The following is a 24,902-nucleotide window of genomic DNA, read 5'->3' on the forward strand; positions in this document are numbered from 1 at the left end:
CACCATTACCGCGCGGCCCGGCACGCGGCCCGCGGCCCTCCCGAACCCCCTCCCCAACCCCCCGCAATGCCGGTTTGAGTACCAGCTGATGCCGTACGGGCCAATTGGGGAGTTCCGTCCACTTTGGTCCGCACTGGAACCGAACCCCGGCGTCCGCTCCGGGCTCCGCACGACCGCCCAACGACCGCCGAACGACCGCCGTGCGCCCCTGCGGCAACCCGTTTGGCCGGGGCATTCATGTCGTATGGTCAATGAGGTGTTCCGTCGGCCATTCCAGAGCCGCGCCGGCCGGGACCGACGACCGGGAGGAGCCCCCGTGACGCAGCAGATCCCGTCGACCGAGCCCGAGCTGGCAGGGGTGCGCAACTTCCGGGACGTGGGCGGCCTGCCCACCGTCGACGGCCGGCGCGTCCGCCACGGCGTGCTGTTCCGCAGCGGCCACCTCGCGCACGCCACCGACGAGGACGCCGCGTTCCTCTCCTCGCTGGGCCTGCACACGGTCTTCGATTTCCGCAACGCGGCGGACCAGAAGCTGGAGGGCCCGGACGTCGAGCTGCCGGGCGTCCGCAATGTGAACCTGCCGCTCTCCGACCCGGCGGACGGCGCCGAGTTCTGGAAGATGGTCCGCGAGGGCGACATCGACCAGCTGCGCGAGATCCTCGGCGACGGCAAGGCGGCCGGCCGGATGATCGCCTCCTACCGCTCGATCATGAAGGAGCGCACCGGCGAGCACTCCCGCGTACTGCACTCGCTCGCCGAGGACAGCGTCCCCGCGCTGATGCACTGCGCGGCGGGCAAGGACCGCGCCGGCCTGTCCATCGCCGTGACCCTGCTCGCCCTGGGCGTGGAGCGCGACGCGATCGTGGCCGACTATCTGGAGTCCAACGCCAAGCACCGCCGCTACAAGGTGCGCCGCAGCGGCACCTCCGCCGAGGCCTACTCCCCCGAGGTCATGGAGCTGCTCGGCCCCCTCTTCGACGCCCGCGCCGAATACCTGACGGCCGCGTTCGAGACCGTCGAGGAGACCTGGGGCGGTGTCGACACCTACCTGGAGCAGGGCCTCGGCCTGACCCCCGAGACGCGTGAGCGGCTCCGCGAGCGCCTGCTCGACTGACCACCCGCGCTCCGGGACCGCCCGCTACTGCTTGGCGCCGACCTCGAACAGCAGCCACAGGAACCCGGCGAAGAGATGCCCCACGGCGATGTAGATGATCAGCCGGATCCACAGGCTGCGGGGGAACTTCTCCTCGAAGTCGGTCATGGCGTCTCTCCAGGGGTGGGGCCGAGGCACAGCGTGGCCGTCGGGCTCTGCAACAGGGTGTGGACGAACAGCAGGTCGACCCCGTCGGGGTCCTCGGCGGCGAGACGGTGCGGGGTCAGCGAGTCGAAGTGCGCGCTGTCCCCCGCCCCGAGCACGTGCGTGGTGTCCCCGAGGCGCAGCCGCAGCCGCCCCCGCAGGACGTGCAGCCACTCCTCGCCGGGATGCACGCGCACGATGTCGCCCTGCGAGCCGTACGGCACCTGCACCCGCAGGGCCTGCATGCCCCGCCCGGAGGCGCCGGCCTGCCGGTAGGTCCAGCCGCCCGCGTGGGTCGGTTCCATGCCGGCGGCGCGCACCACGGCGTCCCGGCCGGCGACCGTCTCGCCGAGCAGTTCGGAGACCGTCGTACCGTAGACGCGGGCGAGCGCGAGCAGCATCGGAAGCGAGGGCTGGCGCTGCCCGGTCTCCAGCCGGGAGAGGTGGGCCGGTGACAGCCCGGCGGCGCGGGCCGCGGCCTCCAGGGTGAGGGAGGCGCGCCGGCGCAGGGCGCGGAGCCGGGGAGCGACGACCCCCAGGTCGTCCACCGGTTCGGGCCCGGACTCGGAGTCGGGGTGGCTCATGTGTCCATTCAGCCCGGGTTTTGCCTCTGCGGCAAGTTTGTTGCCTCAGAGGCAAAGGAGATCGAATCCGGGCGTGCGGGCCGGGGCCGGGTAGACCTACCGGTTGGCCACCGCCTGCTTGATCAGCGTCCTGCCGAAGTCCCAGACCAGCCCGCCCCCGTTGTGCGCGTCGTCCATCACCTCGGTGAAGGCGTCCACGAACCGGTCCACCTCCGCCTCGCCCACCACCAGCGGCGGGATCAGCTTGATCACCTCCAGGTGGTCTCCTGAGACCTGTGTGAGGATGCGGTGCCGCTGGAGCAGCGGGACGACGACCATCTGCGCGAACAGGCCCTTGCGGGCCGCCTGGAGCATGGTCCAGCGGCTGCGCAGTTTCAGGGACCGGGGCTTTCCGAACTCGATGCCGATCATCAGGCCCCGGCCGCGGACGTCGGCGAGCAGCTCGTACTTGTCGATCAGCGCCGTGAGGCGGGACTTCAGCAGGTCCCCGGTCAGGCGAGCGCCCGCGACGATCTGCTCGTTCTCCATGACGGACAGCACGGCGAGCCCGGCCGCCATGGCCTGCGCGTTGGACCCGAAGCTCGCCGAGTGGACCAGCACCCGGTCCATGGACGAGTAGACCTTCTTGAAGATCCAGTCCTTGCCGAGGGTGGCGCCGACCGGCACATAGCCTCCGGAGAGCGCCTTGGCGACGCACACCAGGTCCGGTTCGACGCCGTCCTCGTGCTGGTAGGCGTAGAAGTCGCCGGTCCTGCCGAGACCGGTCTGCACCTCGTCGGCGATGAGCAGCGCCCTGTGCCGGTGCAGCAGCTCCTGGGCGGCGCGCAGATAGCCGGGCGGGGCCTCCAGCACACCCTTGCCCTGGATCGGCTCGACGATCAGGGCGGCCACATCGCCCTTCTTCAACTCCCGCGCCAGTGCGTCGAGATCGCCGAGGGGTACGGCGGTGTCGGGGAGCAGCGGCGCGAAGCCGTCCCGGAAGCCGCCCTCGCCGTTGACCGACAGGGAGCCCGTGGTGAGACCGTGGAAGGCGTGGTCGCAGTACAGGATCCTGGGTTTCCCGGTGGCGTAGCGGGCGAACTTCAGGGCTGTCTCGACGGCCTCCGTGCCACTGTTGCCGAAGAACACCCGGTCCAGGTGCGGACTGTGGGCGAGGAGTTTCTCGGCCAGCAGTCCGGGCAGCGGCTGGCAGTCGAAGCGGGTGAGGTCGGCGAGGGAGGCGTCGAGGACGTCGTGCAGCGCCTTGCGCACGACGGGGTGGTGGCGGCCCAGGCCCATCACCCCGAACCCGGCGAGCATGTCCAGGTAGTCGTTGCCGTCGGCGTCCCAGAAGTAGGCGCCCTCGCCCCGCTCGTAGACCTTGTCGAAGCCGATGGTGTGCAGCATGCGTGGCAGTTGGTGGTTGAGGTACCTGCCGTGCAGCTCGTACCGTTCGGCTCCGCGCTCGGCCAGCAGCGCGCCGAGGTCGAACTCCATGCTCATTGCGCTGTCTCCTTGCCCGGACCGCCGGTTGTCTCCGTGGCGGGACCGCGGGTGCTCTCCGTGACGCGTCCGCCGGCTGTTTCGGTCACCCGCCCGCCGCCTGTTTCCGGAACACGTCCGCCCGCTGTTTCCGGAACACGTCCGCCGCCTGTTTCCGTGGCGGTGCCGCCCGCGTCGCGGGCGGCGAGGCTCGCGCTGATCCGTCCGGCGATCTCGACGGGCGTGAGGCCGATGTCGGCGAGCACCTCGGCCCGCTTGGCGTGGGCGAGGAACTGCTCCGGGATGCCGAACCGCCGTACGGGCACGTCGACCTCGGCGTCCCCCAGGGCCAGGGCGACGGCCGAACCCACGCCCGCGGCGCGGCTGTTGTCCTCGACGACGGCCACCAGCCGGTGTGCGGCGGCGAGGCCGGGCAGGGCCGGGTCGACGGGCTTCACCCAGCGGGGGTCCACCACCGTGCAGTCGATGCTCCGGGCCTCCAGCAGTTCGGCGGCCTTCAGACAGACCGGTGCCATGACGCCGACGGCGACCAGGAGGACCTTTGGCGCCGCGCCGCGGTGCAGTACGTCCATGCCGCCGACATGGCCGACAGCCGGGATCCGCGGCCCGACCGACTCCTTCGGGAAGCGGAGCAGGGTGGGCGCGTCGTCCACGGCAACCGCTTCCCTCAGTTGTGCGCGCAGCTGGTCGGCGTCGCGCGGGGCGGCGATCCTGAGGCCGGGAACGACCTGGAGGACGGACATGTCCCACATGCCGTTGTGGGAGGCGCCGTCGACCCCGGTCACCCCGGCGCGGTCGAGGACGAACGTGACCCCGCAGCGGTGCAGGGCCACGTCCATCAGCAGTTGGTCGAAGGCCCGGTTGAGGAAGGTGGCGTAGACGGCGACGACGGGATGCAGGCCCCCGGTGGCCAGCCCGGCCGCGGAGACGGCCGCGTGCTGTTCGGCGATTCCGACGTCCCACACCCGGCCGGGGAAGCGGTCGGCGAACCCGGCGAGACCGACCGGGTGCAGCATGGCCGCGGTGATCGCCACGACGTCGTCGCGCTCCTCGCCGATCCGCACGATCTCGTCGCCGAACACGGACGTCCAGGAGGGGGCGCCGGCCGGGGCGAGCGGCGCGCAGGTCAGCGGGTCCATCACCCCGACGGTGTGGAAGTGGTCCTCCTCGTGCGCGAGAGCGGGCTCGTAGCCGCGGCCCTTCTCGGTGAGGCAGTGCACCAGCACCGGCCCGTGGAAGCGCTTGGCCCGCCGCAGCGCCGACTCGACGGCCCCGACGTCGTGGCCGTCGATGGGACCGACGTACTTCAGGCCGAGGTCCTCGAACATGCCCTGGGGGGCGAAGGCGTCCTTGAAGCCCTTCTTCGCGCCGTGCAGCGACTCGTAGACGGTGTGGCCGACGACGGGCGTGCGCAGCAGTACGTCCTTCCCCCAGGCCAGCACCTTCTCGTAACCGTCGGTGGTGCGCAGGGTGGCCAGGTGGTTGGCGAGGCCGCCGATGGTCGGGGCGTAGGAGCGTTCGTTGTCGTTGACGACGATGATCAGCGGCCGGTCCTTGGCGGCCGCGATGTTGTTGAGCGCCTCCCAGGCCATGCCGCCGGTGAGCGCGCCGTCGCCGATGACCGCGACGACGTGGCCCGTCTCGCCCCGCACCTGGTGGGCCTTGGCGAGGCCGTCGGCCCAGCCCAGGACGGTGGAGGCGTGACTGTTCTCGATGACGTCGTGCTCGGACTCCGCGCGTGAGGGGTAGCCGGACAGGCCGCCCTTGCTCCGCAGCTTGGAAAAGTCCTGACGCCCCGTCAGAAGCTTGTGCACATAACTCTGATGACCGGTGTCCCACAGGATGCGGTCGACCGGCGACTCGAAGACCCGGTGCAGGGCGACGGTCAGTTCCACCACCCCCAGATTGGGCCCCAGGTGTCCGCCGGTCGCGGCGACGGCATGCACCAGGAACTCCCGGATCTCGCCGGACAGTTCGCCGAGTTCCGCCTCGGACAGCGCCTTCAGGTCGCGCGGTTGCCGAATGCTCTCCAGGATCGTCACGCTCGGGCCCCCTCTCGGTCCCTGCTGTTCAACTCACGGTGACGGCCGGCTCCCCCGACGCGACGCCGTCCTGTTCCATCCGCTCGGCGAGCTTCATCGCCTCCTCGATGAGGGTCTCCACGATCTTCGACTCGGGGACGGTCTTGACGACCTCGCCCTTCACGAAGATCTGCCCCTTGCCGTTGCCGGAGGCGACCCCCAGGTCCGCCTCCCGTGCCTCGCCGGGGCCGTTGACCACACATCCCATGACCGCGACGCGGAGCGGGACCTCCATGCCCTCAAGGCCTGCCGTCACCTCGTCGGCCAGCTTGTAGACGTCGACCTGGGCCCGGCCGCAGGACGGGCAGGAGACGATCTCCAGCCCTCGCTGCCTGAGGTTCAGCGACTCCAGGATCTGGATGCCGACCTTGACCTCCTCCACGGGCGGCGCGCTCAGCGACACCCGGATCGTGTCCCCGATGCCCTGCGAGAGCAGGGCGCCGAAGGCCACGGCCGACTTGATCGTCCCCTGGAACGCCGGACCGGCCTCGGTCACCCCGAGATGCAGCGGGTAGTCGCTGCGGGCGGCGAGCTGACGGTAGGCCTCGACCATCACGACCGGGTCGTTGTGCTTGACGGAGATCTTGATGTCGCCGAAGCCGTGCTCCTCGAAGAGCGACGCCTCCCACAGAGCGCTCTCGACGAGCGCCTCCGGGGTGGCCTTGCCGTACTTGTGGAGCAGGCGGAGGTCCAGCGACCCGGCGTTGACCCCGATACGGATCGGGGTGCCGTGCTCCTTCGCGGCCTTCGCGATCTCCTTGACCTTGTCGTCGAACTGCTTGATGTTGCCCGGATTGACGCGGACCGCCGCGCAGCCCGCCTCGATCGCGGCGAACACGTACTTCGGCTGGAAGTGGATGTCCGCGATCACCGGGATCTGCGACTTACGGGCGATGGTCGCCAGGGCGTCCGCGTCGTCCTGCGTGGGGCAGGCGACCCGGACGATCTGGCAGCCGGAAGCCGTCAGCTCGGCGATCTGCTGGAGCGTCGCGCCGATGTCCGACGTACGGGTCGTCGTCATCGACTGCACCGACACCGGGGCGCCGCCCCCGACCGCCACCGGCCCGACCTGGATCTGCCGCGCCACGCGCCGCGCTGCGATCGGCCGGACCGGCACCTCGGGGATGCCCAGGGCAACGGCGGTCATGGCCCTACTCGCGGTTTCCGGAGACGGTCTCGCGCATGGCGCGCAGCGACTCCTTGAGCGAGCCCATGGTGGCGAGGACGGCGGTGGGCTCGTAGCCGCAGTGCGCCATGCAGTTGGCGCAGCGCGGGTCCTTGCCGCGGCCGTACTTGTCCCAGTCGGTCTCCTCGATCAGCTCCCGGTACGTCGGCACGTAGCCGTCGCTCATCAGGTAGCAGGGCCGCTGCCAGCCGAAGAGGGAGTAGTTCGGGATCGCCCAGGCCGTGCACGGGAAGTCGACCTTGCCCTCCAGGAAGTCCAGGAAGAGCGGCGAGTGGTTGAGCCGCCAACGGCGCCGGTTGCCGCCGGAGAAGGCCTTCTTGAACAGCTCGCGGGTCTGCTCCACGCCGAGGAAGTGCTCCTGGTCGGGGGCCTTCTCGTAGGCGTAGGCGGGCGAGATCATCATCTCGTCGACCTTGAGGTCGTCGTTGAGGAAGTTGAGCACCTCGATGATGGTCTGCGGGGTGTCGGTGTTGAAGAACGTCGAGTTGGTGGTGACCCGGAAGCCGCGCCGCTTGGCCTCCTTCATCGCCTCCACGGCCTCGTCGAACACCCCCTCCTTCGCCACGGACTCGTCGTGCCTCTCGCGCAGGCCGTCGATGTGCACGGCGAACGCGAAGTAGGGCGAGGGCGTGAACTTGTCCATCTTCTTGCGCATCAGCATGGCGTTGGTGCAGAGGAAGACGTACTTCTTCTTCGCCACCAACTGCCGCACGATCTCGTGGATCTGAGGGTGCATCAGCGGTTCGCCGCCGGCGATGGAGACCATCGGCGCACCGGACTCGAGCACGGCGCCCACGGCCTGGGCGACGGGCATGCGCTGCTTCAGCACACCGGCCGGGTGCTGGATCTTGCCGCAGCCCTCGCACGCCAGGTTGCAGGCGAAGAGGGGTTCCAGCTCGACGATGAGCGGGAACTTCTCCCGCTTGCGGAGCTTTTGTTCAGCCAAGTATGTAGCGACCTTGATGGACTGGCGCAGCGGCATTGCCATCTGGCTCACCTCCGGGGGAGCAGCACATTGCGGTGCCATTCGAAGAATGCAGGCAGGACGGAACGAAGGACGCGGAATGCCGATATTCCACCGCGCACCGTGCCGATCCGGACGAGTTCATGTTCAGGAGCGTCCACGACCACCCGGACGGCCGCAACCGGGCGCACGCCCGCGCGGACGGCGCTCAAAAGCGTGGCCGCCGACTCCATGTCGACCGCGATCGCGCCGGTGGCGAGCAGATCGGACCGCTCCGGCCCGCGCACCACGTGGTCGGAGCCGGTCAGCGGGCCGGTGTGGACGGTGCGCCCTGGCAGGGTGCGCACGAGTTCCTTGACGAGCAGGTCGGTGTTCACGCACGGCACGGTGCCGAGCGGGTCGCGGGTCTCCTCGGCGACGACGAGGTCGCCGGGGTGCATGCCGGGGGCCAGTCCCGCGCAGAAGCCGGTGGCGAGCACGGCCGCCCCGCCGAGCACCGGGTCGGCGAGGACCCGGGTGACGGAGCGCTCGGCCGCCTTCGGCCCCATGCCGGTGCGCAGGACGGTCACCGGCCCGCCGGCCCCGCCGCGGTCGCCCATGCGCAGCGCGAGGTGCTCGATGCCGAGCGCGCAGGCGATCAGCAGCGGGGCCGGGGCGGGCTGGACGTTCATCAGCTCCCCTCGGCCTTGACGGGATCCGGCACCTTCGCGGCGAGCGGCTCGCCGTGGACGTACCGGCCGAGCGCGGTCAGCGGGAAGACCTGCCGGTACAGGTGGTAGTTGATGGAGAAGTCCCAGGGGAACCCGGTGCCGGTGAACTGGGGCTCGTCCCAGGAACCGTCCTCGCGCTGGGTCTCGGCGAGCCAGGCGATGCCCCGCTCGACGGCCCTGGAGTCCTTCTCCCCCGCCGACAGCAGCGCCATGAGCGCCCATGCGGTCTGGGAGGCGGTGGAGGCGCCCCGGCCGCTCCAGCGCGCCGGGTCCTGGTAGGAGCGCAGGTCCTCGCCCCAGCCGCCGTCCTCGTTCTGTACGCGCTCCAGCCAGCCGACCGCCCGCCGGATCGCCGGGTGCCGGGCGGGCAGTCCGGCGGCGGTGAGCGCCGGCACCACCGAGCCGGTGCCGTAGATGTAGTTGACGCCCCAGCGCCCGAACCACGAGCCGTCCGGCTCCTGTTCGGCGAGCAGCCAGCTGACGCCGCGCCGGGTGCGCGGATCGTGGGAGAGGCCCTCGAACGCGAGCATCTCCACGACGTGCGCGGTGACGTCCGCGGACGGCGGGTCGATGACCTCGCCGAAGTCGCAGAACGGCAGCCGGTTGGGGAAGGGGCTGGTGTTGTCCACGTCGAAGGCGCCCCAGGCGCCGTTCCTGGACTGCATGCCGAGGTTCCAGCGCACCCCGCGTCCGATCGCGCTCTCCACCCGGTCCGGGTCGTGGTGGCGGACCCGGCGCAGCGCGAGGACCACCTCGGCGGTGTCGTCGATGTCGGGGTAGTTGTCGTTGTGGAACTCGAAGGCCCAGCCCCCGGGCGGGAGCTGGGGCCGCCGCACGGACCAGTCGCCGGGCCGCACGATCTGCTCGCCCAGCATCCAGTCGGCCGCCTTGACCAGTTGGGGGTGGTCGGCCGGCACCCCCGCGTCGGCCAGCGCGATGGTGGCGAGGCAGGTGTCCCACACGGGTGACTGGCAGGCCTCGACCATCCGGGCCCCGTCCTCGCGCCACACCGCGTACCGGTCCAGTGACTTCAGTCCCTCCCGCATCACGGGGTGTTCGAGGTCGTAGCCGAGCAGGTACAGGGCGATGACCGAGTACACGGCCGGCGGCTGGATGCCGCCCCAGCAGCCGTCGTTCTCCTGCCGCTCGATGATCCAGCGGGCGGCGGAGTTCAGGGCCGCCCCCCGCAGTCTGCGCACCGCGACCCTGCGGTAGCCGCGCACCACCTTGTCCAGCCGCTGGAACAGTCCGTCCCAACTGGCCAACGGGGCCGGCGGTCTGGGCGGGTTGGGATCGGCCGGGTCGGTGTGCAGTTCGTCGAGCGGGAAGGGCGCCGGACGCACCGGACGCTTCGCCGAGACGACGGTGAGCGGCACGATGGTCTGCCGGGCCCAGCAGCCGAAGTTGTAGATGCTGAGCGGGAACCACTTCGGGAAGTAGAGGAGTTCCGGCGGGAGTTCGGGCAGGTCGTCCCATTTCCACCAGCCGAACAGCGCTAGCCAGATCCGGGTGAAGACCCGGGCGGCGGCGATCCCGCCCTGGTCGCGGACCCAGGCGGAGGCCTTCGCCATGTGCGGCGCCTCGGGCGCGTCCCCGGCCAGCCGCAGGGCGACGTACGCCTCGATCGTGGCGGAGAGTTCGCCGGGGCCGCCGTGGAAGGTGGCCCAGGTGCCGTCCGCGCGCTGCTCGCCGCGGATGAAGAGAGCGGCGGCGCGGGTCGTCGACTCGTCCTGGATGCCCAGGAACTGACGGAGCAGCAGGTCCTCGGCGTCCATGCTGACGTTCGTCTCGAGGTCGCCCTTCCACCAGCCCTCGACGTCCTGCCGGGCGAGCAGGAAGTCGGCTCCGCGCTGCACCGCGCGCACGGCGGCTTCTTGTACCCCGGCCGCCGCGGGGATGTCGATACGGGTTTCGCTGGCCGCGGCAGCGCGGGGCGGGAGGGCCCCGGTGCTTCCGTCGGTCGTCGCTGTCATGGCTTCCCCTTCGTGCAGTGTGCATGGCGTTGCGTCTGCTGTGGGTCCGCCGTCGGCCGGTGCGTCTCTTCCCGCGACACCGGCCGGCGACTACGCGAGGGCTATTCGACCGATAGTGATCATCTCTTTCGTACGACGACGAAGTCGGCGAGCGCCGTGAACCGGTCCCGGACCTGCTCGGGCATGTCGACGGCGTTCAGGGCTTCGATGGCGACGGCGTGCTGACGGCGTGCCTCACCGGCGGTCCACTCGCGGCCGCCGGCTGCCTCGATGAGCGCGGCGCGGGCCGCGAACTCCTCCTCGGAGAAGTTCTCGAAGTCGCTGCGCTTGGCGTCGGCGGCGAGCATCTCCGCGAGCTGCTCGGAGGCGGGTCCGCCGGCGTCCAGCGCGGCCACGACCGGCAGGGACTTCTTGCGCTGGCGCAGATCGCTCCAGGTCTGCTTGCCGGTGGCCTCCGGGTCGCCCCAGATGCCGAGGAGATCGTCGACGGCCTGGAAGGCGAGGCCGAGGTGGTGGCCGTAGCGCTCCAGGGTGTCGGCGGTGTGCGCGTCCGCGCCGCCGAGCACCGCGCCGATCGAACTGGCGCAGGCCAGCAGGGCGCCGGTCTTGTTGCCCTCCATCTCCAGGCACTCCTCGACGCTGACGCGGTCGCGGTGCTCGTAGGAGATGTCCTGGGCCTGGCCGTCGATCAGGGCGCGGGAGGCGGTGGTCAGCCGACGGGCGGCCCGGCCCGCCTCGACCGTGCCGAGTTCGAGGAGGACCTCGCCCGCGAGGGCGAACAGGGCGTCACCGACCAGGATGGCCTGGGCGGGGCCGTGCACCTTCCAGACGGTGTCGCGGTGGCGGCGCTGCTCGTCGCCGTCCATCAGGTCGTCGTGCAGGAGCGAGAAGTTGTGGACCAGTTCGACGGCGACCGCGCCGGGCACGCCCACCTCGGGCGCGGCGCCGGTGACCTCCGCGGAGAGCACCGCGAGCGCGGGGCGTACGGCCTTGCCGCCGTCTCCGTCGGTCGGGTTGCCCGCGGCGTCGATCCAGCCGAAGTGGTAGGCGGCGACCGTGTCCATGGGAGGCGCCAGGCGGTCGACGGCGGCGCGCAGCACCGGTGTGGCCAGGGTCCGGCCGCGCTCCAGCAGTGCGGTCACGTCCACCGCGGTCCTCCTGGCGGCCTTCTCGGCCGGGGGCACAGTGGGCACAGTTTCTCCTCTTGTCGCGGTACCGGAGGGGGTGCGGGGGTGTGCCGAGCCGTGCTGATCGAACGTCACCGGGTCCCACCTCGCAGTGGAACACCGGGGTCCTCCGGTTCTTGGCCGGGGGTCCGGGGGTTGTCCCCCGGGACGATGCAGTAGGCGGCCTCCTCGACGGCGAAGAGGCGGCGGGGGCGGGGCCGGCCGAGGGCGCCGAGGGCGGCGTCCGCCGCGCTCACGCCGCTGCGGACCGCACTCTCCATGGTCGCGGGCCACCCTGTGGCGGTCCACGCTCCGGCCAGGTACAGGCCGGATGCCTTGGTGCGGGCGCCGGGCCTGAGCCGTCCGACGCCGGGTGTGGGAGCGAAGGTGGCCGTGCGCTCCCGGGTCACGAAGAAGTCCCGCACCGTGGCGCCGCGGGCGGCGGGCAGCAGCCGCTCCAGTTCGGGCAGGTAGCGCTCGCGCAGGGCGGCGACGGGTGCGTCGATGTCCTCGTGCGCGGCGGACTGCGAGACGGCCAGGTACTGCCCCTCGGTCAGCCCGGAGGCCTCGGTGCGGTCGAAGACCCATTGCAGGGGCGTGCCGAGCGCGGTGAGGAAGGGCACGTCGAGCACCTTGCGGTCGTAGACGACGTGCACGTTCAGGATCGGCGCCGTCCCGATCTCCAGGAGCCGCTCGGGGTGCTCGAGCGCCCCGGCCGGCAGCAGGTCGTACGTCTCGCGCTGCGGTACGGCGAGGACGACGGCGTCCGCGCGGAGCGTCTCGCCGGGCACCTCGACGCTCCAACCGCCGTTGTCCTCTGGGGAGATGGAGGTGACGCGGGTGCGTACCCCGGTGCGCACGCCCGCGGAGTCGAGGGCCTTGCGGGCGAGCCGGTCGTGCAGGTCGCCCAGCGGGACATGGGCCCAGCCGATGTCGGCGGCGCCCGGGTCGGACAGCAGGCCGGTCTTGAAGACCATCGCGGCGAGTGCCAGGGAGCTGTCGCCCGCGACGGCGTTGAGGGTGGCGACCCCGACCAGGTCCCACAGCGCCTCGACGGCGCGCGCCGACTGACCGTGCGCGGTCAGCCAGTCGCCGAAGTTTCGTGCGTCCAGGGCCGGGTCGGCGAGGTCGAGTCCCTTGAGCGCGAGCGCGGCCCGGCCGACCCTGGCGCGGTCGGCGAGCGAGAGATGCGGATACGTGGCGAGGCTGCGCCCCAGATGGAGGGGGACCGGCAGCGCGTCGCGCCGCAGTCTGCCGAGCCGTCGTCCCTCGGGCTTGGCGAGGTCGACGACGGGCACGTCGAGACGGTTCTGGATCGGTGCCAGCGCCGTGCCCTCGATACGGTCGAGGAACCAGCGGTAGGCGGTGCAGCAGCGCAGGTACACGTGCTGGCCGTTGTCGACGGTGAGTCCGTCGCGCCGGAAGGAGAAGGCCAGGCCGCCGAGGCGGGGCCGGCCCTCCAGTAGGGTGACGCGCACGCCCGCGTCGGCGAGCGTGAGCGCGGCGGTGATGCCGGCGAGCCCGCCGCCGATCACGACGGCGTGCCGCCCGGCGTTCTCCGCGATGTCGGAGTGCGGCTCGTCGCTCATCGTGCACCCTCCCCTGTGCGTCCACCGTGACGGTCGAACTCTGCACGGCGGACCGTCGCAGTCAGGGACGCCGCGCCGCGGCGGAGGGTTGCGTGCCGTTTTTCTCCGGCGGCATCGCCCTGTTCCCTCGCGTCGTCTCCCCGCGGGTCCATCAGATCTGCCTCCTGCCGGCCAGCCGGGACACATGGCGGGTGTCCAGACCGGAGAGGCCGCGGACGGCGACGTACGCCTTCTCCCGGCCGGGGAGGGAGACCCGGCCGCGCAGGACGGCCTCCGGGTCGCGCTCGATACGGTCGAGGAGGCGGCGGTAGATGCCGGCCATCGCGGCCACGCAGGCGCCGCTGCGCCGGTCGAGCAGGGGAAGCAGCCGGTATCCCTCGGCGAACAGGGCGCGGGCCCGTCGCACCTCGAAGTGCACGAGGCCCGCGAAGTCGGAGCCCTCCGGCGGCCGCGGCCCGTCGAACCCGGCCGAGCAGCCGAACTTGGCGAGGTCGTCGGCGGGCAGATAGGTGCGCCCGCCGACGGCGTCCTCGCGGACGTCGCGGAGGATGTTGGTCAACTGGAGGGCGAGGCCGAGGGTGTCGGCGTACTCCGGTGCCCGGTCGCCGCCGCGCGCCCCCGGTTCCGTACCGAACACGCCCAGGGAGAGCCGCCCGATGGCGCCCGCCACACAGCGGCAGTACGTCCTCAGGTCGTCCCAGGTCTCGTAGGTCTCGCCGCGGACGTCCATCAGGACGCCGTCGATCAGTTCGTCCAGGCCGCCCAGCGGGATCGGGAAGGCCTTCGCCGCGTGCGCGAGGGCGACCGCGACGGGGTCGGTGTCGTCCTCCTCGACCTCGCCCGCGCGGGCCCGGGTGAGCAGCGCGCGCGTGTCCTCCAGCCGGGCGCTCTTGACGTCGCCGTCCAGCGCGCCGTCGCCGATGTCGTCGACGCGGCGCGAGAACGCGTACAGCGCCGACATCGCACGGCGCTTCGCGGTGGGCAGCAGCCGGATGCCGTAGGCGAAGTTGCGCGCCTGCTGTCCGGTGACGGTCTCGCAGTAGCCGTAGGCGGCGAGTACCGGTGCTGACACGGGTGGCGGTGACTCCACGGTCCGGATCACCCCTTTCCTCGCAGGGTCACGCCCGCCTCGCGCAGCAGCCGGAGCCTGCCGGGCTTGGGCGGGCCGGGAAGAACGTCGTGCTGGACGGCGGCGATCGCGTGGAGCGCCGCCCTTCCGCCGGCCACGAAGCCGGCGAGCAGCAGCCTCAGCCTTCCGTGGACGCTCCCTACGAGGGGGGCGCCTTCGTCCAGGAGGTCGCGGGCGCGCTGGGCTTCGAAGGCGACCAGGGCGCGCAGCGAGGCGCCCGCGGTGGCCGCGGCGAGATCCGCCTCCTGGACATGGAATCGCTTCATGTCCGTGGCGGGAAGGTAGACGCGGTCGCGGCCGAGGTCCTCGGCCACGTCCTGGAGGTGCTCGACGATCTGCAGCGCGGTGCAGATCGCGTCGGAGCGGCGGACGCGCTCGGGGGTCGCGGTGCCGGTGACGGCGAGGACCAGCCGGCCCACGGGGTTGGCGGACAACTCGCAGTAGGCCAGCAGGTCGTCGTAGGTCTCGTACCGGGTGACGAGCTGGTCCTGGCGGTTGGCGGCGATCAGGCCGAGGAAGGGCTCGGGGGTGAGCGAGCGGCGGCGCACGGTGGGCTGGAGGCGGCGCAGCAGGGGGTGGCGGGGCGTGCCGTCGAAGACGCGCCGCAGGTCGGCCTCGAAGGCGTCGAGGAGGACCAGCCGGTCCTCGGCCTCACCGGCCGGCACGCCGAGCAGGCGGGCGTCGGCGCCGCCGGGCGCCAGGTCGCCGTCACCGATGTCGTCGACGAGGCGGGCGAAGCCGTACACGGCGACCAGGTCCTCGCGCCAGTCCCGCGGCAGGAAGAAGGGGGCCACGGGGAAGTTCTCGTCCGCGGCCTTGGCGAGGGTGCCGCGCTCCGCGTCCGCGGTGTCCGTCGCCGTCATCGTCGACTGCCCGGGGCAGGGACGGCACGGCTTGCGCTGAGCAGGGGAGTTTCCGTAGCCATTGCCGTCACATCTCCCGTTCTACACCGACAACCCGACACCCACTATTTCGGACACGCCGCCCAGCCGCCCGCGCGGCAGCCGTGGCTGGGGGTGTCGCGCATTATCGCCCCACTTGGCGCGTTTCGGGACCCGCTACAGCTTACGTTGTACAACGCGACGAGGTTCGCGCGGGTGTCCCGCAGATCACAACAACACACCGATTGGCGTCAAGCTTCCTACGGCGGGCAGGAGTTGACGCTTCCTTTGCAGACGTGGGGCCCCGCCGGACAGTTCCGGCGGGGCCCGGGCGCCGCCGGGTCACTTCGCGGAGAACTTCTCGTACTCCCGCAGGACCTCTTCGGTCGGTCCGTCCATGCGCAGCTCACCGCGCTCCAGCCACAGCACGCGGTCGCAGGTGTCGCGGATCGACTTGTTGCTGTGGCTGACCAGGAACACCGTGCCGGCCTGCCGGCGCAGTTCCCGGATGCGTTCCTCGGAGCGCCCCCGGAACTTCGCGTCGCCGGTGGCCAGCGCCTCGTCGATCATCAGGACGTCGTGGTCCTTGGCGGCGGCGATGGAGAACCGCAGCCGCGCCTGCATGCCGGAGGAGTAGGTGCGCATGGGCAGGGTGACGAAGTCGCCCTTCTCGTTGATGCCGGAGAAGTCGACGATCTCCTGGTAGCGCTCCTTGATCTGCTCCCGGGACATGCCCATGGCCAGGCCGCCGAGGACGATGTTGCGCTCGCCGGTGAGGTCGTTCATGAGGGCGGCGTTCACGCCGAGGAGAGAGGGCTGGCCGTCGGTGTAGACCTTGCCGCTCTCCGGCGGCAGCAGGCCGGCGATGGCGCGCAGCAGCGTCGACTTGCCGGAGCCGTTGGAGCCGATCAGGCCGATGGCCTCGCCGCGGTGGGCGACGAAGGAGACGCCGCGCACCGCGTGCACCTTGCGCACGCCCCGCTCCTCGCCGCTGCGCTTGACGATGCGGCTGAGGGCGGCGGTGGCGCTGCCCTTGCCCGTCCGGGCGCCGTGGACGCGGTAGACGATGTGCACGTCCTCGGCGATGACGGTGGGGACCCGGGTGCCCGGTGCCTGCTCAGCCACGGCCGTACCTCTCCTCCGCCTGCCAGAAGTAGACGAAGCCGCCGACCGCGAACAGCACCGCCCAGCCGCAGGCGACGGCCCACACGTGCTGGGGCAGGTACGCGGAGCCGTAGCCGTCGATGAGGGCGAAGCGCACCAGGTCCATGTAGATGGCGGCCGGGTTCCACTGCAGGACGCTCGCCATCCACTGCGGCCTGTCGGCGAGGAAGACGGGGATGGAGAACATGACGCCGGAGGCGTACATCCAGGTCCGCATCACGAACGGCATCAGCTGCGCCAGGTCCGGGGTCTTCGCGCCGGCCCGCGCGAACACCAGCGCCAGACCGGTGTTGAAGCAGAACTGGAGCACCAGCGCGGGGATGATCAGGAGCCAGGAGGCGTCCGGGTAGCTGCCGAAGCCGATCACGACCAGGAACAGCACGGCCATCGAGTACAGCAGCTGCTGGAGCTGCTGGAGCGCGAAGGAGATCGGCAGCGCGGCCCGCGGGAAGTGCAGGGCGCGGACCAGGCCGAGGTTGCCGGAGATCGCGCGGACACCGCTCATCACCGAGGACTGCGTGAAGGTGAAGACGAACACGCCCGTGACGAGGAACGGGATGTACACCTCCTTCTCCATGCCGCGGCCGGCGTCGAGGATCATGCCGAAGATCAAGAAGTACACGACGGCGTTCAGCAGCGGGGTGGCCACCTGCCACAGCTGCCCCAGCTTGGCCTGGCTGTACTGGGCGGTCAGCTTCGCCTGGGAGAAGGCCAGGATGAAGTGACGGCGCCCCCAGAGCCGGGCGACGTACTCCCGCAGCGAGGGCCGGGCACCGCTCACGGCCAACCCGTACTTGGCGGCCAGCTGCGCCGCCGTGAGGCCCTCGTCGGGCGAAGGCGGTGCACTCACCGCGACTGCGCCGTCATGCGTTGTCTCACTCACCAGTAGGAAACCTTCGTCTTCGGGATGCTCGGCCTGAACCGGGGCCGGCACGTGCCGGGGGGCCGCTGGACGGCCCGGGGCTCTCGGGGACGAGCTTGTCAGATGACGGGAGGCCGGCCCAGTCGGGTCAGCCGCCACACCGTACGCCACTTCATGGGCCTGCGCGGTCCGCACGATGTGGTCCACCCTTCCCGGAAACCACCGAACCACGCCTTCAGGGCCGAGCGCGAGGGGCGGCGCACCAGAGTGAGCAGCAGCCAGACCCCGAGGTAGACCGGGACCAGGGGCGCGGGGAGGTTGCGGCGGGCCAGCCAGACCCGGTTGCGGGCGACCATGCGGTGGTAGACCGCGTGCCGCGAGGGCGCGGTCGTCGGGTGGTGCAGCACCATGTCGGACCGGTAGTCGATCATCCAGCCCGCGTCGAGGGCCCGCCACGCCAGGTCGGTTTCCTCGTGGGCGTAGAAGAACGCGTCCGGGAGAGCGCCGACCTCGGCGAGGACCTGGGTGCGCACCGCGTTGGCGCCGCCGAGGAAGGTGGTGACACGGGAGGAGCGCATCGGGTCGGCGGCCCGCAGCCGGGGCACGTGGCGGCGCTGGGTGACCCCGGTCTCGGGGTCGGCGATGCGGAAGCTGATGATGCCCAGCCCGGAGTCGGCCGCGAAGGCCTCGCGGCACAGCCGGGCGGTGTCGTGCCGGGCGAGCAGCCCGTCGTCGTCGAGGAACATCAGGACGTCGACGTCACGCCCGCTGGGGCCGAAGGCCTCGATGCCGACGTTGCGGCCGCCGGGGATGCCGAGGTTCTCGGGCACCTCGACGGTGCGCACGTGCGTGGAGAACTCGGTGACGTCGGGGACCGGAGAGCCGTTGCCGACCACGACGACCTCGACCGGGTCGCCGTCCTGCTGGGCGATCGAGTCGAGCAGCGCACGCAGTTCCTCGGGGCGGTTGCCCATGGTGATGACGACCGCGCCGACCTTCATGGGCGCGCTCATCGCAGCCTGCTCGACGCGAGGATGGACACCAGGTGCAGCACGGTCTGGAGCAGCGCGATGCCGGCCAGGACGGCGACGCCGAGCCGGGAGAAGAAGAGGTCCCCGCGCGTCTGGTCCACGATCGCCAGGACCAGGATGAGCAGCGAGGCCTCCATCCCGAGGACCAGGCGGTGGAACTTCAGCGCGGCGGCGGCCCGGCGGGCCAGCGCCATGCCGGAGGAGCGCGGCTCGGACGCCGTCTCCTTGACCGGCGGCAGTCCGCTCTGGTGGCGGGCGACGCCGACGAGGTCGGTCTCCGCCTTGATCAGGATGGCGCCGAGCGCGGCCAGCGTGCCAAGGAACGCCCACAGCCAGTCGATACGGCCGCTGCCCCACAGGTCGGCGGCGCGCAGGCCGAACCCGACGAGCACGGCTGCGTCGGTCAGGTAGGCGCCGACCCGGTCGAGGTAGACGCCGCCGAGCGAGTACTGCTTCTTCCAGCGGGCGATCTCACCGTCGACGCAGTCCAGCAGCAGGTACATCTGCACGCAGACCAGGCCGAGCACGGCGCCCGTGATCCCCGGCACCAGCAGGGCCGGGGCCGCGAGCACGCCGAAGACGGTCATCAGGTACGTGAGCTGGTTGGGCGTGACCCTGGTGTTGACCAGGTAGCGGTCGACCCGCAGGGACACCTCACGCATGTAGAGGCGGCCCATCCAGTGCTCACCGCTGCGCCGGTCCTTCACCCCCGGAGGGTGGACGACCGGTCTGAGTTCAGCTACCGATGGCCTTGACATAGTCGGCGTAGGTGTCCTTGATCTGTTCGGTCTTGAGGTCGAGGTGTTCGAGGATCGTGTAGCGGCCGGGGCGGGTCTGCGGGGCGAACTCCACGACCTCGACGAACTCGTCGGTCGTGAAGCCGATCTCGTCGGGCAGCACCGGCAGTCCGTGCCGGCGCAGCACCTCGGCCATGTACGCGGACTCCTCGTGGGCTCCGCGCAGGTACATCGCGAAGGCCGCGCCCAGTCCGCACTGCTCGCCGTGGGCGGCGGCGCGCTTGGGGTACAGCAGGTCGAAGGCGTGGTTGATCTCGTGGCAGGCGCCGGAGGACGGGCGGGAGTCGCCGGACACCGACATCGCGATGCCGCTGAGGACGAGCGCCTCGGCGAGCACCTGGAGGAAGCCGGTGTCGCCGATGCCGCCGGGATGCCTGAGGACCGCCTCGCCGGCCTGCCGGGCGATGGCGGCGGCGAGGCCGTCGATCTTCTCGCCCGTGACGCGGTGGGCCAGTTCCCAGTCGGCGATCGCCGAGATGTTGGAGACGGCGTCGCCGATGCCGGCCCGCACGTAGCGCACCGGTGCCTCGCGGATGACGTCCAGGTCGATCACGACCGCGATCGGGTTCGGGACCCCGTAGGAGCCCCGGCCCGCGTCGTTGTCGAGGGTGGCGACCGGGGAGCACAGGCCGTCGTGCGCGAGGTTCGTCGGTACGGCCACGAGCGGGAGGCCCACCCGGGCCGCGGCGAACTTGGCGCAGTCGATGATCTTGCCGCCGCCCAGGCCCACGACGGCGTCGTAGTGGCCGGCCTTCATGCCACCGGCGAGCTGCACGGCGTCGTCGAGGGTCCCGCCGCCGACCTCGTACCAGGTGGCGCCGGGCAGGGAGGGGCTGAGGCGCTCGCGCAGCCGGGCACCCGAGCCGCCGCTGACGGCGATCGCGAGCTTGCCCGAGTGCGAGATGCGCTCGTCGGCGAGGACCCCCACGAGGTCGTCGAGGGCACCCGGACGGATGTCGACGACGACCGGGGAGGGGATCAGCCGGGTCAGTACTGGCACGCGATCTCCCGTCCACGGGCGAGGTCGTCGTGGTTGTCGATCTCGACCCAGCTGACGTCGCCGATCGGGGCCACGTCGATCCGGAAACCGCGGTTGACCAGTTCCTGGTAACCGTGCTCGTAGAACTGCTGCGGGTCGGTCTCCCACACCGTCTTCAGCGCGTCGGCCAGCTCGGGGGCGGCGTCGCCCTCGATGAGGGTGACGCCGATGTACTCGCCGGTGGCCTCGGCGGGGTCCATCAGCTTGGTGATCTTCGTCATGCCCTTCTCGGGGTCGACGACGACCTTCATCTCCTCGTCCGCGAGGGACTTCACGGTGTCGAGGGCGAGGATGATCTTCTTGCTGCCGTCGCGGGCGGCGAGCAGGGTCTTCTCGACGGAGACCGGGTGCACGGTGTCGCCGTTGGCGAGGATCACACCGTCCTTGAGGGCGTCCCGCCCGCACCACAGGGAGTAGGCGTTGTTCCACTCCTCGGCCTTGTCGTTGTCGATGAGGGTCAGCTTGAGGCCGTACTTCGCCTCCAGGGCCGCCCTGCGCTCGTACACGGCTTCCTTGCGGTAGCCGACGATGACCGCGACCTCGGTCAGACCGATCTCGGCGAAGTTGCCGAGGGTCAGGTCCAGCACCGTGGGCTCGCCCTCTACGCCCAGGGGTCCCACCGGCACCAGCGCCTTGGGCAGGGTGTCGGTGTAGGGGCGTAGACGGCGTCCGGCGCCGGCAGCCAGCACGAGGCCGATCATGCGGGTTCTCCTTCATCGTGTACGGACGGGGCGCCTGCCCGGTGGGCGGCGACCCAGAAGCGGACGCTCTCGGCGATCACCACGAGGGCGATGGCCACGGCGAGGACCGTGAGGGCGACCGTGAACTGCCGGGCGGTGAGCACCGCGGCCGAGGCGGCCACGAGCAGTGTCCGCCCCTCCTGTCCCCCGACCGCGCGCACCAGCCAGGCCGGCGGCGATCCGGCGTTGCCGCGGATGCGGTACACCGTGTCGTAGTGATGGTAGGCGACGGCGGCAACCAGCCCGAAAGCCGCCGGCAGCGCTCCGTTCACGTCCGCCTTCGCCGCGAGGATCAGCACCGTGCCGTACTCGGCGGCGCGGAACACGGGCGGGACGAGCCAGTCGAGGGAGCCCTTGAGCGGGTGCTCGACGGCTTCGGCGGACAGCAGGACATAGGCACCGGCCATCAGCACGACCCACCAGCTCGGGCCCCACATCCAGGCGCCGAGCGTGACGAACACGGCGCCGACGACGGCGCTGAGGGTCGCCGTGGGACGGGGCCCGCCGGGCAGGAGACGGGCCAGCGCGGCGGCCATCGGCCCGCTGTCCGCGAGGTCGGCCAGGGCCTGGGCCGCCCGGTCCGTGCGGCGCGCCTTGCGGGTCAGGGAGCGCAGGACGCGGCCCGCCGTGGTGTACGTGGCGGCGAAGGCGCAGCCGACGAGCAGGACGGAGAAGGTGACGCGCGGGGTCGTGACCGCGGTGAGGACGGCGATCATGGCCCATCGTTCGCCGATGGGCAGGACTATCATCCGGCGCACCCAGACCGTCCAGCCGACGCTGTCCAGCCTGCCGGAGAGGGCGGCGGTGGGGCTGGTGTTGGCGGCGGTGCTGTCGGCGTTCGCCTCGTTGAAGGAGAAGTCCACGACGTGCCGGCAGGTCTGCAGGACCATCGCGCCGAGGGCCAGTGCCCATACGTCGTCGCCGCCGCGGGCGGCTCCGAGGGCGAGGCCGGCGTAGTAGGCGTACTCCTTGGCCCGGTCGAAGGTGGCGTCCAGCCAGGCTCCGAGAGTGGAGTACTGCAGGGAGTAGCGGGCGAGCTGGCCGTCGGTGCAGTCCAGCACGAAGGAGAAGAGGAGCAGCAGCCCGGCGGCGACATAGCCGCCGCGGGTGCCGGTGGCCGCGCAGCCCGCCGCGATCAGCGCGGTGATCAGCGAGGCGGTGGTGACCTGGTTGGGGGTGAGTCCCCGGCCCGCGCACCAGCGGGCGAGGTAGCGCGAGTAGGGGCTGATGCAGAACGTGGTGAAGAAGCCGTCGCGGGCCTTCACGGCCGACTTCAGGCGTACGGCCTCGTCGTCGACGGCGCCGACGGCCTGCCGTGCCTCGTTGCGGGCCTGCGGGTCGGCCGGGACGACGGCGACCAGGCTGCCCAGCTCGGGCCGGTGCACCTCGCCGCCGTCCGCGTCGAGGGCGGTGACGATGCGGTCGGCGAGGCTGTCCACGGCGAGGGCGGTGCCGCCGCTCGCGGAGTTCTCGCGGGCCATGGCGCGGGTCAGGGCCTGGCGGCCGGCCGGCTGCGCGGTGACGGCGCCGGGCACCGCGGCGAGCGGGAAGCGGGGATCGGTGAGGCCGAGGCGCAGTGCGTGCCGGTGCCCCACGAAGCGGGTGTCGACGACGGCGACCCGCTGGTCACCCGGGACGGCGGCGAGGAGCGTCTCCGCGTCGGCGGCATCGGTGGCGGTCCGGATGTCGAAGCCGAGGGACCGCAGGTCTGCCTCGATCGACGAACCGGGGACCGGCTGACCGGTGAGGATGGCGGTCGACAACCGAACTCACTCCCTGGGTCCCGGCGCGTGCGCGCCGGACGTCTCGCGTGGTGGGCTCTGCATGGCGGGCGCCCGTGGCGGCACCGGTGAGGGCACCGGGCGCGGCATTCGGCAGAGGTTATCGGATGCTGGGAAGGCCGTGTTCACCGGCCGTTCAGGTCCGATCCGCACGGCCCGGACCGGCCTTCGCCGAGATCATCATGGGCGATCGGCGGCCCCGCCCACAAACCGCGCTCCCCGGCGGCAGACATCCGGGACATTGCGCACGGACCGGGGGGCTCGGCATAGGGTGGGCGGCCATGACGTGGCTGATCACCGGCGGGGCCGGATACATAGGGGCGCATGTGGCGCGGGCCATGGCCGGCGCCGGCGAGCGCGTCGTCGTCCTGGACGACCTGTCGGCCGGTGTGCCCGCGCGGCTGCCCGCGGACGTGCCGCTCGTGGCGGGCTCGGCGCTCGACGCGGGCCTGCTGAAGCGGGTGCTGGCCGAGCAGGCGGTGACCGGGGTGGTGCATCTGGCGGCGCGCAAGCAGGTCGCCGAGTCGGTGGCGTGGCCCACGCGCTACTACCGGGAGAACGTCGGCGCTCTGGCCACCCTGCTGGAGGCGGTCGCCGAGGCCGGTGTCCGCCGGTTCCTGTTCTCCTCGTCGGCGGCCGTCTACGGCAATCCGGAGGTGGACCTCATCACGGAGGACACCCCCTGCGCCCCGGTCAACCCGTACGGCGAGACCAAGCTCGCCGGGGAGTGGCTGGTGCGGGCGGCGGGCGAGGCGCACGGTATCGCGACGACGTGTCTGCGCTACTTCAACGTGGCCGGGGCGGCCGCGCCGGAGCTGGCCGACACCGGCGTCTTCAACATCGTCCCGATGGTCTTCGACCGGCTCACCCGCGACGAGGCCCCGCGGATCTTCGGCGACGACCATCCGACGCCGGACGGCACCTGCGTACGGGACTACATCCACGTCGCCGACCTGGCCGAGGCCCATCTCGCGGCGGCCCGGCGGCTCTGCGCGCCGGACGTGCGCGGCGATCTGACGGTGAACATCGGCCGCGGCGAGGGCGTCTCGGTGCGCGAGCTGGTCACGCTGATCGGCGAGGTCACCGGTGACAGCAGGCCGGCCCTGGTCGAGGGGCGCCGCCCCGGGGACGCCCCGCGCGCGGTGGCCTCGGCCGCGCTGGCCGCCCGGGAGCTGGGCTGGACCGCCTCGCGCGGGATGCGGGAGATGGTCGCGTCGGCCTGGCGGGGCTGGCAGCTGCACCACGGCGGGTGAACTGCCGCCACGCCCCCTGACCTGCGTTTCGTTTCCGCAGGTCAGGGCACATGACAACGGTGTTCAGTGCCGCGTTGCCGGATACCCCCCACCCGTAGTTCACTGGGGGCCCAGGGCGGATCACAGGAGGCTGTTTCTCATGGGGGCTGGGCACGATCATGGCCACGGTCATACGCACGCGCCGACCACGGGGACGGCCGCGGCGGCGTACCGCGGCCGGCTGCGCGCCGCACTCGCGATCACGCTCACCGTCATGGTGGTGGAGATCGTCGGCGGGGCCCTCGCCGACTCCCTCGCCCTGATCGCCGACGCGGCACACATGGCGACCGACGCGGTGGGGCTCGGCATGGCGCTGCTCGCCATCCACTTCGCGGGCCGCCCGCCGGCCGGGAACCGCACCTTCGGGTACGCCCGCGCCGAGATCCTGGCCGCCCTCGCCAACTGTCTGCTGCTGCTCGGCGTCGGCGGGTACGTCGTGTACGAGGCCGTCCAGCGGTTCTTCACGCCGGCCCCGACCGAGGGCGCGCTGATGATCGTGTTCGGTGGGATCGGTCTGCTCGCCAACATGATCTCGCTGACCCTGCTGATGCGCGGACAGGCGGACAGCATCAATGTGCGGGGCGCGTTCCTGGAGGTGGCGGCGGACGCGCTGGGCTCGGTCGCGGTGCTGCTCTCGGCGGTGGTGATCCTGACGACCGGCTGGCAGGCCGCCGACCCGGTCGCCTCGCTCGCCATCGGCCTGATGATCGTTCCGCGGACCGTGAAGCTGCTGCGCGAGACGCTGGACGTGCTGCTGGAGGCGGCCCCGAAGGGCGTCGACATGGCGGAGGTGCGCACCCACATGGTCGCCCTGGACGGCGTGGAGGACGTGCACGACCTGCACGCCTGGACGATCACCTCAGGGATGCCGGTGCTGTCGGCGCACGTGGTGGTGCGTTCGGACGTCCTGGACGCGATCGGCCACGAGAAGATGCTGCACGAGCTCCAGGGCTGCCTGGGCGATCACTTCGACGTGGCGCACTGCACCTTCCAGCTGGAGCCCAGCGGGCACGCGCAGCACGAGGCGCGGCTCTGCCACTGACCGCCTCGACGGCGCGGGAGCCGACCGGCGGGACGGCGCGGGAACCGACCGCCTGGACGGCACAGGGACCGACCGGCGGGACGGCGCGGGAACCGACCGGCGGGACGGCGCG

23 protein-coding genes are annotated in these 24,902 nt (G+C 71.7%); 3 read left to right on the forward strand and 20 right to left on the reverse strand.

The annotated features are described in order from the left end of the window. Positions 1–316: 316 nt before the first annotated feature. Positions 317–1,114, forward strand: a complete 798-nt coding sequence (locus P1P75_RS13335; protein ID WP_319254882.1) for a tyrosine-protein phosphatase — start codon at positions 317–319, stop codon at positions 1,112–1,114. Between the two features lie 24 nt (positions 1,115–1,138). Here P1P75_RS13335 and P1P75_RS13340 read toward each other — a convergent pair whose 3' ends face one another. From P1P75_RS13340 to P1P75_RS13430, 20 genes are all read right to left on the reverse strand, one after another. Beyond that, a complete protein-coding gene (locus tag P1P75_RS13340; protein WP_086766784.1) occupies positions 1,139–1,261 on the reverse strand; it encodes a DUF6126 family protein in 123 nt (40 codons plus the stop codon). After that, entirely contained in the window at positions 1,258–1,881 is a 624-nt protein-coding gene (locus P1P75_RS13345; RefSeq protein WP_319254885.1) for an XRE family transcriptional regulator, read from the reverse strand. Before P1P75_RS13345 ends, P1P75_RS13340 begins: the two co-directional genes overlap by 4 nt. A 96-nt stretch (positions 1,882–1,977) precedes the next feature. Next, positions 1,978–3,363 carry an aspartate aminotransferase family protein gene (locus P1P75_RS13350; RefSeq protein ID WP_319254887.1) on the reverse strand — a complete coding sequence of 462 codons (1,386 nt, stop codon included), beginning with the start codon at positions 3,361–3,363 and terminating at the stop codon, positions 1,978–1,980. After that, on the reverse strand, positions 3,360–5,405 hold the full coding sequence (gene dxs / locus P1P75_RS13355) for a 1-deoxy-D-xylulose-5-phosphate synthase (protein WP_319254889.1): 2,046 nt from the start codon (positions 5,403–5,405) through the stop codon (positions 3,360–3,362). Before dxs ends, P1P75_RS13350 begins: the two co-directional genes overlap by 4 nt. Before the next feature lie 28 nt (positions 5,406–5,433). After that, positions 5,434–6,591 (reverse strand): flavodoxin-dependent (E)-4-hydroxy-3-methylbut-2-enyl-diphosphate synthase, encoded by a 1,158-nt coding sequence (gene ispG / locus P1P75_RS13360; RefSeq protein WP_319254891.1) that lies wholly within the window; start codon positions 6,589–6,591, stop codon positions 5,434–5,436. Positions 6,592–6,595: 4 nt separating this feature from the next. Further along, positions 6,596–7,618, reverse strand: a complete 1,023-nt coding sequence (gene hpnH, locus P1P75_RS13365) for an adenosyl-hopene transferase HpnH (protein WP_086766775.1) — start codon at positions 7,616–7,618, stop codon at positions 6,596–6,598. Positions 7,619–7,623: 5 nt separating this feature from the next. Further along, a complete protein-coding gene (locus P1P75_RS13370) occupies positions 7,624–8,265 on the reverse strand; it encodes a 1-hydroxy-2-methyl-2-butenyl 4-diphosphate reductase (RefSeq protein ID WP_319254893.1) in 642 nt (213 codons plus the stop codon). Next, positions 8,265–10,277, reverse strand: coding sequence for a squalene--hopene cyclase (shc, locus tag P1P75_RS13375; protein WP_319254895.1), 2,013 nt, complete (start codon positions 10,275–10,277; stop codon positions 8,265–8,267). The genes P1P75_RS13370 and shc overlap by 1 nt, the downstream gene beginning before the upstream one ends. A gap of 119 nt (positions 10,278–10,396) precedes the next feature. Continuing rightward, positions 10,397–11,461, reverse strand: a complete 1,065-nt coding sequence (locus tag P1P75_RS13380; RefSeq protein WP_319254947.1) for a polyprenyl synthetase family protein — start codon at positions 11,459–11,461, stop codon at positions 10,397–10,399. 74 nt (positions 11,462–11,535) lie between these two features. Continuing rightward, positions 11,536–13,032 (reverse strand): hydroxysqualene dehydroxylase HpnE, encoded by a 1,497-nt coding sequence (gene hpnE / locus P1P75_RS13385; RefSeq protein WP_319254897.1) that lies wholly within the window; start codon positions 13,030–13,032, stop codon positions 11,536–11,538. Then, positions 13,029–13,184 carry a DUF6380 family protein gene (locus P1P75_RS42015; RefSeq protein ID WP_369076335.1) on the reverse strand — a complete coding sequence of 52 codons (156 nt, stop codon included), beginning with the start codon at positions 13,182–13,184 and terminating at the stop codon, positions 13,029–13,031. The genes hpnE and P1P75_RS42015 overlap by 4 nt, the downstream gene beginning before the upstream one ends. Continuing rightward, positions 13,184–14,134: a presqualene diphosphate synthase HpnD gene (gene hpnD / locus P1P75_RS13390; RefSeq protein WP_319254899.1), complete on the reverse strand. Its 951-nt coding sequence runs from the start codon at positions 14,132–14,134 to the stop codon at positions 13,184–13,186. The genes P1P75_RS42015 and hpnD overlap by 1 nt, the downstream gene beginning before the upstream one ends. Further along, entirely contained in the window at positions 14,131–15,024 is an 894-nt protein-coding gene (gene hpnC / locus P1P75_RS13395) for a squalene synthase HpnC (protein WP_319254901.1), read from the reverse strand. The genes hpnD and hpnC overlap by 4 nt, the downstream gene beginning before the upstream one ends. A gap of 360 nt (positions 15,025–15,384) precedes the next feature. Continuing rightward, positions 15,385–16,167 carry an ABC transporter ATP-binding protein gene (locus tag P1P75_RS13400; RefSeq protein ID WP_319254903.1) on the reverse strand — a complete coding sequence of 261 codons (783 nt, stop codon included), beginning with the start codon at positions 16,165–16,167 and terminating at the stop codon, positions 15,385–15,387. Next, the gene (locus P1P75_RS13405; RefSeq protein WP_319254905.1) at positions 16,160–17,089 is read right to left on the reverse strand and encodes an ABC transporter permease; all 930 of its coding nucleotides are present in this window, start codon (positions 17,087–17,089) and stop codon (positions 16,160–16,162) included. The genes P1P75_RS13400 and P1P75_RS13405 overlap by 8 nt, the downstream gene beginning before the upstream one ends. Positions 17,090–17,187: 98 nt before the next feature. Beyond that, positions 17,188–18,081 (reverse strand): glycosyltransferase family 2 protein, encoded by an 894-nt coding sequence (locus P1P75_RS13410; RefSeq protein WP_319254907.1) that lies wholly within the window; start codon positions 18,079–18,081, stop codon positions 17,188–17,190. Continuing rightward, the gene (locus tag P1P75_RS13415; RefSeq protein ID WP_319254909.1) at positions 18,078–18,857 is read right to left on the reverse strand and encodes a CDP-alcohol phosphatidyltransferase family protein; all 780 of its coding nucleotides are present in this window, start codon (positions 18,855–18,857) and stop codon (positions 18,078–18,080) included. The genes P1P75_RS13410 and P1P75_RS13415 overlap by 4 nt, the downstream gene beginning before the upstream one ends. Continuing rightward, positions 18,835–19,896 (reverse strand): iron-containing alcohol dehydrogenase family protein, encoded by a 1,062-nt coding sequence (locus P1P75_RS13420; protein ID WP_319254911.1) that lies wholly within the window; start codon positions 19,894–19,896, stop codon positions 18,835–18,837. The genes P1P75_RS13415 and P1P75_RS13420 overlap by 23 nt, the downstream gene beginning before the upstream one ends. After that, positions 19,884–20,636: a phosphocholine cytidylyltransferase family protein gene (locus P1P75_RS13425; protein ID WP_319254913.1), complete on the reverse strand. Its 753-nt coding sequence runs from the start codon at positions 20,634–20,636 to the stop codon at positions 19,884–19,886. The genes P1P75_RS13420 and P1P75_RS13425 overlap by 13 nt, the downstream gene beginning before the upstream one ends. Beyond that, a complete protein-coding gene (locus P1P75_RS13430) occupies positions 20,633–22,438 on the reverse strand; it encodes a DUF5941 domain-containing protein (protein ID WP_319254915.1) in 1,806 nt (601 codons plus the stop codon). The genes P1P75_RS13425 and P1P75_RS13430 overlap by 4 nt, the downstream gene beginning before the upstream one ends. A gap of 299 nt (positions 22,439–22,737) precedes the next feature. Between P1P75_RS13430 and galE the strand changes: the two genes are divergently transcribed. Both galE and P1P75_RS13440 read left to right on the forward strand, forming a co-directional pair. Further along, positions 22,738–23,709, forward strand: coding sequence for a UDP-glucose 4-epimerase GalE (gene galE, locus P1P75_RS13435; protein ID WP_319254917.1), 972 nt, complete (start codon positions 22,738–22,740; stop codon positions 23,707–23,709). 139 nt (positions 23,710–23,848) lie between these two features. Continuing rightward, complete coding sequence (locus P1P75_RS13440; protein ID WP_319254919.1) at positions 23,849–24,790, forward strand: cation diffusion facilitator family transporter; 942 nt, start codon at positions 23,849–23,851, stop codon at positions 24,788–24,790. Positions 24,791–24,902 lie beyond the last annotated feature (112 nt).

It is taken from the genome of Streptomyces sp. ID05-39B (genome assembly GCF_033794725.1).
GTDB classification, from domain to species: Bacteria; Actinomycetota; Actinomycetes; order Streptomycetales; family Streptomycetaceae; genus Streptomyces; species Streptomyces bobili.